Below are 15,093 nucleotides of genomic sequence, written 5' to 3' on the forward strand. Positions count from 1 at the left end.
CGTTCGGGTGGTCGAACGAAGCGGGTGGGACAGTCGCATGAATCGCCCCTCCACGCCGGGATACCCGGCCGGCCACCGCGCCGCACCGAGCGGTAACCGAGCGCGTTCTTTCGACTACCCCCAGGACGAGTCGGTCGGCGACGACCCCGCCGGAGATCCGGCGCTGACGACCGGTCCCGGGCAGGGTGGGGTCGGCGTCTTCCAGGCTCCCCGACCGACCCCGCACCGTCCGCCCCGCACCCCGGTCGAGGCGGCCTCGACGGTCGGCGACGCGGACATCGACTCCCCCTTCCTCGACCTCTTCGGTGCCACCCGTCCCCGGGGCAACCGGCCCGCCATCGCCGCCGGCCCGGGACGGGTCGTCGACCGCGAGCACCCCCGGACCATTCCGCATCAGGTGACCGCGCCGGTTCCGACCCGGCCCGCCTCCCGCCCGCCGCTGACCGACCAGGCTCCACCACCGGACGTTGCGGCACCCGTCCCGCCGTCGCCGAGCCCTGCCGGGCCGCCGCCCAGCCCCAGCCCCGGCCCCCGGGTGCCACACCAGGTCGGAGACCGCCTGCCCACCCTCCGCCAGACCACCGGCGCCGAACTGGACCGGACCGAGACCGAGACCGACGTCAGCCGGGCCGTCTTCCCACCCGAGTCGACCCGGCAGTCCACCGGTGCCCGGCCCGCCCCGGCCGGGGACCGGGCCGGTGGCCAGCCCGACCCGCACCCGCTCACCGCGATTCGCGACCTGCCTCGCCCGCCCGAGCCCGAACCGCCGGTCCAGGCCCGGCCGGAGCGGGTGGCGCCGATCGAGGCAGCGTCGCCGGCCACTCGCGATACGCCCGCCCAGCGGCGGACGGATCGGCCGGTCAAGCCCCGCCGACTCAAACCACCAAAGATCAAGTTCGGGGACCGGGACCCGTCGGTCGAGCTGGCGATCACCGAGATCGCCGGTCACCTCACCTTCACCCCGAACACCGTCACCGCCTGGTACTGGCTGCCCGAGGTCCGGTGGGCATTCCGGCCCGACGCCGAGCGCGAGGCGCTGCTCTCCGCGATCTCCGAGCAGTACGCCGGACTCGCCGGCTTCCGGCTGCACCTACGCCGCACCACCCGGCCGTTCCCCGCCGACGAGTGGGCCCGCACCATCGACACCCACACGGCGGCGCCACTGCCCGACGTGCCGGGCACCGCCGGTTGGGCCGACCACCTGGTGGCCGCCCAGCGGCACCTGCTCTCGGTCAACCACGCCGAGGGCCAGACCTACCTCGGGGTCACCTTCGCCCGCCGGTCACTCGGCGACTCTCTCTCCGAACGGGTGCTGCGCACCTTCGGCCGGGGCGTCGCCGAAGGTGAACGACGTCGACTTGGCCGTACCGTCGAGCAGTTCGACGAGGTGCTGGGTGCGTTCGGCATGCGCGGCCGGCGGGTCACCTCCCAGGAGTTGGAGTGGCTGCTCTACCGCTCGGTGGCGCTCTGCATGGCGCCGCCCGGCGTCCTCTCCCCCGTCGCCGACGGCCGGTGGGAGCGGGGCGACCTGCTCGCCCTCACCGAACAGGTCGAGCGCTACCGCACCCCGTACGGCTCGACAGTCAAGCTGGTCAACCGGATGACCGGCGAGGAACGGCACGTGGCCGTGCTCGCCGTGGGCCGGATGGAACCGCTGGAGATCCCCGAACGGCACGAGCCATGGCTGCACTTCCACGAGCGGCTGCCCTGGCCGATGGAGATCTCCACCCGGGTCGACATCCTCGGCTCCACCGACTCGTTCCGTAACCTGGAGCACCGGCTGCGCATGATCCGGTCCCAGCAGCTCGACTACGCCGAGCACGGCATCGACGCGCCGCCGGAGCTGGAACGGCTGGCCAAGCGGGCCCTGGTCATCGGCGACGAGATGACCACCGGCCTACCGGTCGACTCCGCGCGCGCGCACGGTTGGCACCGGATCGCCGTCGGGGGCCGCAACCGGGAGGAATGCCTGGAACGGGCCCGCCGGTTGATCCAGCTCTACGCCCGGGAGCTCCGGGTCTCCCTGCAGCACCCGAAGAACCAGGACTGGCTGGCCCGCGAGTTCATCCCCGGCGAGCCCATCGCCAACACCGGGTACGTCCGGCGGATGCCGGTCCCGTTGCTGGCCGCCGCGCTGCCCCAGGCCGCGTCCACCGTCGGCGACCGACGCGGCGACCTGATCGGCCGGACCGCCGGTACCTGCCGCCGTCCGGTCTTCCTCGATCTCCACTTCCCGATGGAGGTCCGGGAACGCTCCGGGCTCGCCGTCTTCGTCGCCGAACCAGGCGGCGGTAAGTCCACCCTGCTCGGTGCGCTCGGCTACCTGGCCGCCCGACGTGGGGTGCAGGTGACCCTCCTCGACCCGTCCGGCCCGCTGGCCCGGCTCTGTGCGATGCCCGAACTGCGGCCGTACGCCCGGGTGCTGAACCTGACCGGCTCCGAGCACGGCACGCTGGCACCGTACTCGCTCATCCCGACCCCGCTTCGCAGTGAGTTCAGCGCCGGCCCCGCGGGTGACCGGGAGTTCGAGATCGCCGTCTCCAACGCCCGGGCCGAACGCCGGATGCTCGTCCAGGACATCTGCATGATGCTGGTACCACCGCAGGTCGCCCGGGAGGCCTCCACCGCGACCCTGTTCCGGCACGCCGTACGACAGGTCCCCGCCGAGGAGACCTCCACCCTGGACGACGTGGTGGCCTGCCTCGGTCAACTCGACGACGACGCCGGCCGGGAACTGGCCAACCTGCTGCTGGACACCGCCGAGATGCCGCTGGCGATGCTCTTCTTCGGTCGACCGCCCGAAGGCCTGCTCGGCGCCGACGCGGCACTTACCGTCATCACCATGGCCGGGCTACGGCTGCCGGACCTCAAGATCGAACGGGAGTACTGGTCGGCCGAGGAGGCGTTGGCCCTGCCGATGCTGCACACCGCGCACCGACTGGCCGTACGGCGCTGTTACGGCGGCTCCATGTCGTCCCGCAAGCTGGTCGGTCTGGACGAGGCCCACTTCATGGAGGGTTGGCGATCCGGGCGTTCGTTCCTGGTCCGGCTGGCCCGGGACTCCCGCAAGTGGAACCTCGCCGCGCTGGTGGCGTCGCAGAACCCCCGCGACATTCTCGGCCTCGATGTCCAGAACCTGGTCTCCACGGTCTTCGTCGGGCGGATCGCCGAGGACGCCGAGATCGCCACCGAAGCGTTACGCCTGCTGCGGGTACCGGTCAACGACGGCTACGAGGCCACCCTCGCCTCGTTGTCGACGGCCGACGCCACCTCGGCCGCCCGGCTCGGGTTCCGGGAGTTCGTCATGCGCGACGTCGACGGTCGGGTGCAGAAGGTTCGGGTGGACGTCTCCTACGTCGACGGGCTGTTGCAGCACCTCGACACCACGCCCACGGCGATCGCCTCGGCCACCGGAAACCTGCCGACCACCCTGTCGGACCTGGAGGCGTGACATGGTGCGGGCCCGAGCACGGATCGCGGCGCTCCTGCTCACGCTCGGCGTACTCGCGGGCGCCACGATCTCCTGGCCGTTGGTAAACGCCACGCCAGCGTCGGCGGCACCGGTCGTCGGTGCCCAGCGGGCCGCCGCCGACCTCTGTTCCACCCAGGAGTGGCAGGCCGACTTCCGCGCCTGCGTCGGTCGACTCCAGCAGGTCGCCGAGACCGAGGTGACGTGCCGCAAACCACCGACCCCCACGGCGCCCGACTCCGGCCTCGCCGGCTGGTTCGCCGCCCGCCCGGACTCGGCCAAGGAGCCGGGCCCGAAGGGTATCTACAGTGACTACGGCTACGCCGGTTACAGCTACACGACGTACGACATCGACGCCGGTTGCGCCACCGCGGTCCTGCATCCGGACTACAAGTTCACCAACACGGTGGCCAACGGCGAGTTCATGGTCGCCACCGCGATCGTCGGCGCGTCCAACGCGCTACGGGAACGCGCCTGGGACCCCGGCTCGATGTGGGGCTGGGCCGATCCACTGGTGGATCAGGCGACCAAGGCCGTCTACCAGAAGGTGTTCAGCGTCTTCGGCATCGTCACGCTCTGCGTCGTCGGGTTGTATCTGCTGTGGCGGTCCCGACAGTCGGACATGAGCAGCGCGATGACCACCGCCGGTTGGGCTTTGCTGGTCATGGTGGCCGTGACCGCCCTGGCCGCCTGGCCGGTCAAGTCCGCGAACATCGCCGACGGCACCCTGGTGACGACGCTCGGCGTGGTCCACAACGCGGTCGGCCCGGCGGCGCGGGACACCCCACCCGAGCAGTGCGATGATCCAGACCCCCAAGCTTGCAAAGACCACAGGCCACCGGCCGTCCGGGCCAGTGACACATCGGCCGAGTCCATGCTCTATCGCAACTGGCTGCGGGGCGTGCTCGGTTCAGCGGACAGTGAGACCGCGAAGAGGTACGGACGAGCTCTGTATGACGCGAAGTCGCTGTCCTGGGAAGAAGCCGAGAGGCTGCGGGCCAACCCGCGGACACGTGAGGCGACCGTCAAGGCCAAGCAGCGGCAGTGGATGACCGTGGCCGCGCAGATCAAGACCGAGGACCCGGAGGCGTACGAGTACCTGCAAGGGGTACGGGACATGGACCGGGTCGGTGCCGGCTTCATCGCGGTCCTCGCGGCCCTGCTCTTTGCGATGTTCGACCTCACCGCCTCGGTGCTGGTGCTGCTCGGTTTCCTGATCTTCCGCTGGGCGGTCATCGCCGCGCCGATCCTCGGCACGCTCGGCCTGCTGCGTCCGGCGAGTGCCGGACTCCGGCGGCTGGGCAACGCCGTCGTGGCCGCCGTCTTCAACATCGCCATCTTCGGTACCGGTGCCGCCATCTACCTCTTCGCGGTGGATCTCATCATGAGCACCCCCACCCTGCCGGGTTGGCTCCAGGTGGTGCTGGTCTGGCTGAGCGGGGTGGTCGGTTGGCTCCTGCTGCGGCCGTACCGGCGGATCACCCAGTTGGGGGGCAAGGACAGCAGCGAGGCGGTCAGTTCGGCCGGGTCCTGGCATCGGCGGTTCTTCCGCGACATGCGGACCGCGGCCCGGTTGGACGTGGCGGAGCCCGGTGGCACCGCCGAGCCGACCGCCGGTCGCCAACGGACGGTGGTCGTCGCGCCGTCCAACGTCCGACCGGAAGCCCGCCGGGAAGACCCCGCCCACACCGGCAAGCCCGCCACCGAGCGGCAACGGCCGGACGGACGGGAGCGTCCCGACGAAGCGACCGAGCCTGCGAAGCAGCCGGATCGGCCTTCCAGGGTCGCCCCACGTCCCCGTCGACGCCAGCCCGCCAGTTGGCAGGAGCCGGACGTGCCCGAGGAGACCCCGTCGTTCGCGATCTACCGGCCCGGGTCGACCGACCGCACCCAAGCGGCCACACCCGCTCCGCGGGTGCGCTCCGAGGCTCGGTGAGGGCGATGCGCCGGGCGGTGGAGTTCATGTTCACCCGGGTGTTGCGGTCCCGGGCGGGAGCCGCACTGGTCATCGCCGTCCTCGTGCTCGGTGTGATCGCCACCGCCCGGCTGGTGGCCGGGAGCACGGATGCCACCTCGGGACTCAGCGGCGGTCCCGCCCGGCCGATCACCACCGTGGATCCCTCGGTCGGTGACGACGGTGTCATCGATGTCCCGGATCCGCCCGCGCCGGTCACCAGCCCTGGCGAGCTGACCCCGGAACAGACCGCGGACCGGTTCACCGCCATCTGGCTCGGGGGGCCTGACGTCACCGCGGACCAGTGGCAGGCGGACCTGCGGCCGTTGTCGACTCCGGAGCTGACCGAGAAGCTGGCCGGAGCCGACCCGGCCGCGGTGCCAGCAGAGCGGGTAGTCGGTCGACCCACCATGCGACCCCGACACGAGTCCTTCGTCGAGCTGCTGATTCCCCTCGACTCGGGACAACTCCGGCTTGAACTGGTGGCACCGGACGGACGGTGGCTGGTGGATGCCGTGGACTGGGAGCGGGCATGAGCGATGCGAACTGGGGTTCGGGGCAGCCGAGCCGGAACCGGCCTATTCGGCTCGGTGCCCTGAGTGCCGCCCTGACGGCGACCCTGGCCCTGCTCTGCTGCACAGGTGGTGCCGGAGCCTTCTTCCTCACCGAGCTCAGCGGTGACGCGGCGGAGGAGCGGGTGGAGAGTCAGTCGGCGTGCGGGCCGGACCACAAGGTCGATGCGACCGGCCGGATGCCGAGGTCCGCCGGCTACGGAGAGCGGCAGCTGCGCAACGCCGCCATCATCATCAAGGTCGGTCAGGACATGAAGGTGCCGGCCCGTGGCTGGGTGATCGCCATCGCCACCGCCATCCAGGAGTCCGGGTTGAAGAACTACGCGAACTCCACCGTGCCGGAGTCCCTGGCCCTGCCGCACGAGGCGGTCGGCCGGGACCACGACTCGGTGGGGTTGTTCCAGCAGCGCCCCGGTTGGGGATCGGTCAAGCAGCGGATGACCCCCTCCTACTCGGCCCGTAAGTTCTACGAGAAGCTGATCCAGGTGCCGAACTGGGAGAAGCGGTCACTTACCGATGCCGCGCAACGGGTACAGATCAGCGCCTTTCCCGACGCGTACGCGAAACACGAGGAGACGGCGAGCCGCATCGTCGATGCTCTTGCCGGTGGGGCGGCCCGCACCGTCCGGGTCGCGGACCAGGCCGTCTGCAACTCCGCCGCCCGGGGACAGATCGCCGCCTCGGGCTGGACCGCCCCGATCCCGGGCGGCGTCGGCTCCGGCTTCCGGACCAGCCAACGACCCAGCCACAACGGGGTGGACATCGCCGCGCCCAAGGGGACGCTGATCCGTGCCGCTTCCGGCGGCCGGGTTCTCGTCTCCCGCTGCGATCCGGATCGGGCCGGTCGTCTCAGTTGTGACGTCGACGGCTGGCCCAACAAGGGCGGCTGCGGCTGGTTCGTCGACATCCTGCACGCCAACGGAAACATCACCCGCTACTGTCACCTGGTGGAGCGGCCGGAGGTCCGGGTCGACCAGCGGGTCAAGGCTGGTCAGGTGATCGGTAAGGTCGGCAGCAGCGGAAACTCCTCCGGGCCGCACCTCCACTTCGAGGTGCACGTCCGCTCCGACCGGTCCAGTGCCGGAGCCGTCGACCCGGTGCCCTTCATGCGGGAACGGGGTGCTCCGCTGAAGGGGGCGGCGTGAGGCAGCGACAACGATGACCGGGCCTTTGCCGGACCCGTTCGCCGACCACCCGGACTGGGCACCACACCCGCCGAGGCCGATCCAGATCGTGCCGGCCACCGGTCGGCGTGACCTTCGTGGCAAACGGGTCTCGATAGGCCTACCCGGATTGGGCTGGCGGAATGACCTACGCGCCGACGAGCAGGTCGTGCAGTCCAGTCGCACCTACGTGCCGGTGATCCCGGAGCACGAATGGTATCGGGCCGAGGACGAGCAGATCGAGGTGTTCGCTCCACTGGTGCCGGTCGAGCGGGTCTGGGTCGAGACGCTCGACAGTCGTCCCTCGGCAAGCACCCACCAGAGCGAGTCCTCCGTGCGTCTCGTCTCTCTTGATTCGCCTGCTCACCGCGCACCGGTCCCGGTCTTCGAAGCGGATTCGGTGACCGGACGCCGGGTCGTCCACGTCGAAGGGGCCACCGAACATCGTGATCTGCGTGCGGTGACCGAGAGTTATTCAGGCACCGACGGTGACATCTGCGTGCGGGTTACGCCGGAGATGGAGTGGTACCGCTGGGCTTGGCGTGGCCAGCCGCCCACCACTCTCGAAGTACCCGTACATCTACTTTGGATCGAATAAAGGACTCAGCTCAACTTTCTACCGCCACAAACACGCCAGCCATCCGGATCGTCGGTCACATCAAACTGCCAGTTTTCTCTTCGACTGCTACGTGGCTCGCCATTCGCCGAGCTAGAGACGGTCAACGTCGTAGCGACACTCTGCCCTTGACCGTTATCGGCAAGAGACAAGGGTCCCCAACTCACCCTTACCGTCACATCGAATCTGACCTCACGGTCTAGGATTTCTTGACGTAGTACACTGACAGCAGTGAGGTCTGGTTTTTGCTCACACATGAACACACTGGCTTTAGTGTCATCTCGGTCTACGAGGAATGCTCGCAGGTAGTTGTCCACGACGACGTCTGGAGCACTGCGGTCCGGGGCGGTGGCCCGGTCGTACAGGAGATAGCCGGCGGCCGCGCCACCGGAAGCCAGCAGGGCCAGTACTCCGATCAGCAACGCGAGCAGGGCGCGGCCCCGCTGTGGACGCTGCGGAGCGGGCGTCGCCAGTGGCGGCGTGAAGTCGTCGGGCGGGGTCCGCTGCGCCGGTACGCGAGACACCTGGGAACCGGCGGGGGGCTGCACTGATTCCACCCCCTGAGGCTATCGGTTGGACGCGCCGTACCCAATGCCCCAGATGCAGCGGATCGTGAGGGACCGGATCGGCTCGGTGAGGATCGGCCCGATCCGCGACAAGACCGGCGCATCGCCGTGGCACGTCCCGGAGCAGCGGCTCGGCCTGGGATACCGTCTCTGCTCGGGGAGGGAGTTTGCCAGCCTCGGGAAGAGGGGTGGACGCGGTGGCCGTTCCGAAGGCACGTACCGGTCGCGCCGCCGCCCTGCACCGGCGAGCGGCTGCCGTCGTGACAGCCGCGGCCGAGGTGCTGGACGAGATCCGGCCGGCGCCGGCCGACCAACGTCGCCAGTACGAACTTGCGGACCAGCTCCGTTCGGCGGCGGAGGTCCTCGCCCCCGGCTGGGCGGGATCGTCGCTGGAGTCGCTGGCCGCCGAGACCCCGCCGGGGGAGGGACCGCCGGCCTTCGTACGGATCGGCACCGGGGCGCCGCTGGACGATGCACGGTTTCCCGCTGTGGTGCCGCTGCTCGGCACCGCTCACCTGGTCGTGGACACCGACGCACGGGAGCCCCGGGTCGCCGGGCTGCTCCGGTCCGTACTGCTGCGGTTGCTGGCCGCGACACCGGCCGGTTGTCTGCTGGTACGGGCGGTGGACGGGACCGGGCCGGGTGAGGTCTTCGCCCCGTTCGGTGCGTTGGCCGACGCCGGACTGTTGCCGCCGGCCGCGCGGGACCTGGCCGGCCTGCGTGCGGTGCTCACCGAGGCGGAGCAGTGGGTGGCTCCGGACGCCGGTCGACACCGCCGTCGCGACCGTACGCTGCTGGTGATGGTGGCGAAGCTGCCGGAGCTGACCGGGCCGGACGACCTGGCCCGGTTGGTGGCGTTGGCCGAGTCCGGCCGGACGTCCGGACTGCATCTGGTGGTGGCCGGTTGGCCGAGCACGGCGAGGTCGTCGTTGCCGCAGGCAACGACCGTGACGCTGCGCAACGGGTACGCGTTGATCGGTGACCCGCCGGGTACCTCCTTCGGCGGGCTGGGCGGTGGTTCGTCCGGCGGCCTGAACACCCCGGTCTTCGTGGCCGAGGATCCGCCGGTGGAGCTGGTGACGACGGTCTGCCGGCGACTCGCCGAGCAGGTCGAGGCGGGCACTCGACTGGCGCTGGCCGGCCTGCTGCCGAAGCCTGAGACGCCACTGTGGTCGGTGTCCTCGGCGGCGGGGCTCAGCACCACGGTGGGTGACGCCGGTGGTCGACCGGTACCGGTGGGCTTCACCGAGCTGACCCCGCACTGGCTGGTCAGCGGCCGTTCGAAGGCTGGCCGGTCGGCCTTCGTCACCAACGTGCTGCTCGGCCTGACGGCCCGGTACGGCCCCGAGGAGTTGGCCTGTCACCTGGTCGATCTCGGGCCCGGCGAGTCGTTCGTGGAGTTCCTGCAGACCGAACGCGACCGTTCCTGGATACCCCAGGTCCGATCTGCCGCGCTCGCGGCCGACCGGGAGTACGTGCTGGAGCTTTTCGACCAGCTCGAAGCCGAGGTACGTCGCCGGGAGGAGGCCGGTCAGCGGGCGGGTGGGCAACGGTTCGCCGAGCTACGCGAGCACACCGCGCTACCCCGGATCGTCTGCGTGCTCGACAACCTGCCGCTGCTCTTCGGTGAGCCGGGTGCCGGGCCGGCACCGGACCGCCTCGGCACCACCGTCCTGGCCCGGCTGGACACGTTGGCCCGGACCGGCCGGGCGTACGGGGTCCATCTGCTGCTGGCCGGCGAGGGGGATCTGGGGCTGGGCACCGGCTCCGGATCGCGTGACTCGATGCTGGGGCAGTTTCCGGTACGGGTGGCGTTGCCGGGCGGGGGTGCGGTCCTGGAGCCGAGCAACGACGCCGCGGCGGGCTTGCCGGTGGGCAGTGCGGTGGTCAACACCGCCGGCGGGTTGGGTGGCCCACGGGGTGCTACCCGGGGTCACGAACGGATGGTCCGCTTCCCGGACCCGTTCGACGCGGTGGAGACGGTGACGGAGTTGCGTCGTCGACTGTGGGCGGCTCGGCCGGAGGGTTCGGCTCCCCCGGTGGTCTTCGCCGGTGACGCGCGTCCCTCGTTGCGTAACGATCCGCGGTACCGGGCTGCCCTGCTGGGTCGGGCCGCCGAACCGGCAGCACTGCTGGGTCGGGCGGTGGACGTCGCCCGTTCGACGGTGGCGGTGCCGCTGGGTCCGGCCGCCGGGCGCAATCTCGCCGTCCTGGGCCCCGGCCTGGCGGCGGCGCAGCTCCTGGTCACGGCGGCGCGTGCCACCGCCGCACATCATCCGCCGGGCACCGCCCGGTTCGTCATCGCGGCCCTGACGGAGGAGGCCAGGGCCGCCGCCGCCGGTCTCGCGGGTGGCCTGACCGGGCAGCACACCGTCGAGATCGTCGACCTGGCCGGTCTGGTGTCGGCGTGGCCGGGCGGGGGGCCGACGGTCCTGGTGGCCTTCGGGTTGGACGTGCCGTCGGCGACCGAGCTGCCCGGGCAGTGGCTGCGATCGCTGTTGCGGGAGGGGCCACCGGCCGGTACGCATCTGCTCGGTTGGTGGCGTTCGGTGCCGTCGTTCGCCGCGCTGCTCGGGCCGGAAGCGGAGCTGGGCGAGCTCGCCGCCGTGGTGGCGGTGGACATGCCGGGTGCGCAGTTGACAGGGGTGTTGGGCCGGCCGGTCCAGTGGCGGCCCCGCCCGGGTCGGGCGATGCTGTGGGACGGCCCGGACCGGCAGGGCACCCTGCTGGTGCCGTTCGCCGCCGAGGACGAGGAGAAGGTGGCGTGAGCCGATGAGTGGTCTCCGGATGGTGCCGGTGGCGGGGCGTGAGCATCCCGGCCACGGGCGGTACCCCGATGACGAGCGAGCTACCGGGGCAGAGCAGCCCGACGCAGAGCAGCCCGCCAGCCACTCGCCCGCCGGCGAGGAACGGGCCCGTCCGGAGCGGCCCGAAGAGGAACGACCCGGTGAGGACCGGCACACCGACGGGCGGCCCGGCGGTGGCGATCCGGTGGCCGCCGCCTGGACCGCCTATCTCGCCGCCGCCCGGCAGTTGGACGGGGTACGCCGGACCGCGGCGACCGCCGCCGGGGAGCAGGCCCGGTCGGTGCAGGCCGCCCGGGAGGAGCTGACCGGGGTCAGCGCCCGGTTGACGGCGCAGCACCGCACCCTGCGGGAACGAGGGGTACCGGCGATGTCGCTGTCGCCGTCACCGCCGGAGCTGGCGGCGTCGACCCGGTCGATGGCGGAGGGCCCCTCGGCCGTCCTGGCGGCGTTGCGTACCGCCGGGGGTTGGCTCGCCGATGCCGACGGCGTGTTGGCCGCCCGGGGCGCATTCTGGTCGACCCGGTGGCGCAACGTCCTGGTGTACGGGCCGCTGTCGCTGGTCGTACCGCTGCTCCAGGTGCTGCTGTACCTGGTCGCGGGTCCGGGCGTGGTGACCGTGGTGGCGTTGGTCGTCGGGCTGCCCATGCCGGCGGTGGCCTTCGTCGCCGGCTGGTTCGCTCTCCGCCGGCTGGTGGTCCCCGGGCCGGAGGGGCGACTGGACCGTACGCCCCGCTTCGGTGCCCTGGTCTGCCTGGTCCCGGCCGTGGTGACCACGGCCGGGCTGGTCCTGGCGACGTTGGCCGGCTGACCCACGCCGGTGGGGAGCGGCGATCGGTGATCAGCCCCGGTTCAGCGGGGGATGATCAGGGCCATCGCCTCGGCGCGGGACTTGGCGTCGCGCTGCAGCACTCCCCGGACGGCCGAGGTGATGGTCTGCGCCCCGCTCTTCTGGATGCCGCGCATCGCCATGCACATGTGCTCGCACTGCAGGACGACGACCACCCCGCGCGGTGCGAGTCGTTCCATCAGCAGGTCGGCGATCTGGGAGGTGAGGCGTTCCTGCACCTGGGGACGGCGGGCGTAGACCTCCACCAGCCGGGCCAGCTTGGACAGGCCGGTGATCCGGCCGTCCGGGCCCGGGATGTAGCCGATGTGCGCGCTGCCCCGGAACGGGAGCAGGTGGTGTTCACAGAGGCTCATCACGTCGATGTCCCGGACGAGCACCAACTCCTCGTGGTTGGCCTCGAAGGTGGTGGTGAGCACCTGGGCCGGGTCGACCCGCAGGCCGGCGAAGAGTTCGGCGTACGCGCGGGCAACCCGGGCCGGGGTCTGCACGAGGCCGTCGCGGTCCGGGTCCTCGCCGACCGCGACGAGGATCTCGCGTACCGCCTTCTCGATGCGGGCGAGGTCGATGGCCTCCTCGACCGGACGGCCGGTCAGCCTGCCGTTGACCAGACGGGCGGCGATGTAGTCCAACGCGTCGTCGCCGTCGGGCTCGGTGGCGGAGCCACCGGCCCACGAGCTTCCGGGACCAGCCGTCGGCGCGGTGGTGGGGCCGGTGACCGACGGGGGTACGGCGGAGGCGGCCAGCCCCGGGGTGTCGGGGCTGGCCGCCGTGTCGTCGGTGCTCAGTGCGGGCCGTCCGAGTTGCTCTGGGAGTTGGTGCCACCGACCGTGGCCTGTACGCCGTCGGCGTGTGCCTGGGCCTTCAGCTTGTCCTTCTCGGCCGGGGTGAGCACGGGCGGCTCGGTGGAGGGCTGGCGCTTGCCGAAGCCGTTGTACGGGGCCATCGGCGGGCGCTTCACCACCCGTTCGCAGATCCGGGCCATGTCGGCGGTGGAGAGGGTCTCCTTCTCCATCAGCTCCAGGACCATGTTGTCCAGCACGTCCCGGTACTCGACCAGGATCTCCCAGGCCTCGTCGTGGGCCAGCTCGATCAGCGCCCGCATCTCGCCGTCGATCTCGGCGGCCACCACGTCGGAGTAGTCCCGCTCGTGGCCCATGTTGCGGCCCAGGAACGGCTCGTCTCCGCTGGTGCCGTACTTGATCGCGCCGAGCTTCGAGCTCATGCCGTACTGCGTGATCATCGCGCGGGCCAGCTGGGTGGCCTTCTCGATGTCGTTGCCCGCACCGGTGGTCGGCTCGTGGAAGACCAACTCCTCGGCGGCCCGGCCACCCAGCGCGTACGCCAGGGTGTCGATCATCTCGGCCCGGGTCTGGGTGTACTTGTCCTCGGTGGGCAGCACCAGGGTGTGGCCCAGCGAACGACCACGGGACAGGATCGTCACCTTGTGCACCGGCGCGGCGTGTGGCAGCGCCCAGGCGACCAGCGCGTGCCCACCCTCGTGGTACGCGGTGATCTTCTTCTCCTGGTCGCCCATCACCCGGGTCCGGCGCTGCGGCCCGGCGATCACCCGGTCGATCGACTCCTCGAGGGACTCGTTGGTGACCGCGCGCTCGTCCTTACGGGCGGTGAGCAGCGCCGCCTCGTTGATCACGTTGGCCAGGTCGGCGCCGCTGAAGCCGGGCGTCCGGCGGGCCACCGCGTCGAGGTCGACGTCGGGGGTGAACGGCTTGCCCTTGGCGTGCACCCGCAGGATGGCCTTGCGGCCCTCCATGTCGGGGGCGTCGACCGGGATCTGCCGGTCGAAGCGCCCCGGGCGCAGCAACGCGGGGTCGAGGATGTCCGGCCGGTTGGTGGCGGCGATCAGGATGACCCCGCCCTTGACGTCGAAGCCGTCCATCTCGACGAGCAGCTGGTTGAGGGTCTGCTCCCGTTCGTCGTGGCCGCCACCCATGCCGGCGCCACGGTGCCGTCCGACGGCGTCGATCTCGTCGACGAAGACGATCGCCGGGGCGTTCGTCTTGGCCTGCTCGAACAGGTCACGGACCCGGGAGGCGCCGACACCGACGAACATCTCCACGAAGTCGGAGCCGGAGATCGAGTAGAACGGCACCCCGGCCTCACCGGCGACCGCCCGGGCGAGCAGCGTCTTGCCGGTACCGGGCGGGCCGAAGAGCAGCACACCCTTCGGGATCTTCGCGCCGAGCGCCTGGTACTTGGCCGGGTTCTGCAGGAAGTCCTTGATCTCGTGCAGCTCCTCGACGGCCTCCTCGGCACCCGCGACGTCCGCGAAGGTCGTCTTCGGCGTGTCCTTGGTGATCATCTTGGCCTTGGACTTGCCGAAGTTGAGCACCCGGGAGCCGCCGCCCTGCATCTGCGACATGAAGAACAGCAGCAGCAGCACGAGCAGTGCGATCGGCAGCAGGTTTACCAGCAGGCTGACCCAGATGCTGTCGGACGACACCTCGACGTCGGCCGGACCGGTCACCCGGTTGTTGGCCTTGGCGTCGAGGACCTGGTTCCAGACCTGCTCGCCGGCCTCGTACGGGAACTGGGCCTCGATCAGGTCGGTGGTGGTGTCGCCGAACTCGGCCTCTTCGGCCAGGTCGAGCCGGATCGTCTGTTCCTTGTCCTGGAAGACGACCTTGTTGATCTTGGACGTGTTGAGCTGATCCAGCGCAACGGTGGTGTCCACCCGGTGGTAGCTGGGACCAGCGGTGAACAGCTGACTGAGCACAACGGCGCCGAGGATGACCAGGATGATCCAGACCACCGGTCGGCGGAAGAAACGCGTACGTTCCATGCTGTCGTCGAGCGCCGAGGCGCCCGCATCCTCCTGATCGACGTCCTGACCGTCTGATGGTGTCGCCGCGTGGGCGGCAGCCGGGGCCGCCTTATGGGCCGACCTCGACTCCCGGGGCACGAAACCGCCGTGCCGCGGTCATTCGACGGTACACCGTGTGCACGAGATGCGAGCGTTTCGGGGCTGCTCGCACCGGTGGGCGAGCGCGGCCGAACGCGAGTCGAGCCTCACGATCACCGTTTCCCGCCACCGGTGACCACGCTAGCCGGCCCTGCTGAGAGCGCGCTGTACGTCTCCGA

Annotated in this window: 10 protein-coding genes; 7 read left to right on the forward strand and 3 right to left on the reverse strand. The window is 70.9% G+C overall.

From position 1 onward, the window contains the following. Positions 1–37: 37 nt before the first annotated feature. From ACN28G_RS23965 to ACN28G_RS23985, 5 genes are read left to right on the forward strand one after another with little or no spacing between them, the layout of a single operon-like run. Positions 38–3,451: an ATP-binding protein gene (locus tag ACN28G_RS23965; RefSeq protein WP_421480374.1), complete on the forward strand. Its 3,414-nt coding sequence runs from the start codon at positions 38–40 to the stop codon at positions 3,449–3,451. Position 3,452: 1 nt separating this feature from the next. Beyond that, positions 3,453–5,405, forward strand: a complete 1,953-nt coding sequence (locus ACN28G_RS23970) for an MFS transporter (protein ID WP_421480375.1) — start codon at positions 3,453–3,455, stop codon at positions 5,403–5,405. Next, complete coding sequence (locus tag ACN28G_RS23975) at positions 5,402–5,959, forward strand: hypothetical protein (protein ID WP_091445065.1); 558 nt, start codon at positions 5,402–5,404, stop codon at positions 5,957–5,959. Before ACN28G_RS23970 ends, ACN28G_RS23975 begins: the two co-directional genes overlap by 4 nt. Further along, positions 5,956–7,140 (forward strand): M23 family metallopeptidase, encoded by a 1,185-nt coding sequence (locus tag ACN28G_RS23980; RefSeq protein WP_091445067.1) that lies wholly within the window; start codon positions 5,956–5,958, stop codon positions 7,138–7,140. The genes ACN28G_RS23975 and ACN28G_RS23980 overlap by 4 nt, the downstream gene beginning before the upstream one ends. Positions 7,141–7,153: 13 nt before the next feature. Beyond that, entirely contained in the window at positions 7,154–7,756 is a 603-nt protein-coding gene (locus ACN28G_RS23985) for a hypothetical protein (protein WP_421480376.1), read from the forward strand. 5 nt (positions 7,757–7,761) lie between these two features. Here ACN28G_RS23985 and ACN28G_RS23990 read toward each other — a convergent pair whose 3' ends face one another. Next, complete coding sequence (locus ACN28G_RS23990; protein WP_421480964.1) at positions 7,762–8,322, reverse strand: hypothetical protein; 561 nt, start codon at positions 8,320–8,322, stop codon at positions 7,762–7,764. Between the two features lie 206 nt (positions 8,323–8,528). Here ACN28G_RS23990 and ACN28G_RS23995 point away from each other — a divergent pair, with 206 nt between their 5' ends. Together ACN28G_RS23995 and ACN28G_RS24000 are read left to right on the forward strand one after the other, a co-directional pair. Next, positions 8,529–11,108, forward strand: a complete 2,580-nt coding sequence (locus ACN28G_RS23995; protein WP_421480377.1) for an FtsK/SpoIIIE domain-containing protein — start codon at positions 8,529–8,531, stop codon at positions 11,106–11,108. A 4-nt stretch (positions 11,109–11,112) separates the two neighbouring features. After that, positions 11,113–11,955, forward strand: a complete 843-nt coding sequence (locus ACN28G_RS24000; RefSeq protein WP_229688654.1) for a hypothetical protein — start codon at positions 11,113–11,115, stop codon at positions 11,953–11,955. 41 nt (positions 11,956–11,996) lie between these two features. On the opposite strand, the gene folE is transcribed toward ACN28G_RS24000, so the two are convergent. Next, the gene (gene folE, locus ACN28G_RS24005) at positions 11,997–12,614 is read right to left on the reverse strand and encodes a GTP cyclohydrolase I FolE (RefSeq protein ID WP_091447608.1); all 618 of its coding nucleotides are present in this window, start codon (positions 12,612–12,614) and stop codon (positions 11,997–11,999) included. Between the two features lie 161 nt (positions 12,615–12,775). Next, positions 12,776–14,794 (reverse strand): ATP-dependent zinc metalloprotease FtsH, encoded by a 2,019-nt coding sequence (ftsH, locus tag ACN28G_RS24010; protein WP_091445075.1) that lies wholly within the window; start codon positions 14,792–14,794, stop codon positions 12,776–12,778. Positions 14,795–15,093 lie beyond the last annotated feature (299 nt).

Source organism: Micromonospora sp. WMMA1923 (genome assembly GCF_049179195.1).
Classification (GTDB): domain Bacteria; phylum Actinomycetota; class Actinomycetes; order Mycobacteriales; family Micromonosporaceae; genus Micromonospora; species Micromonospora yangpuensis.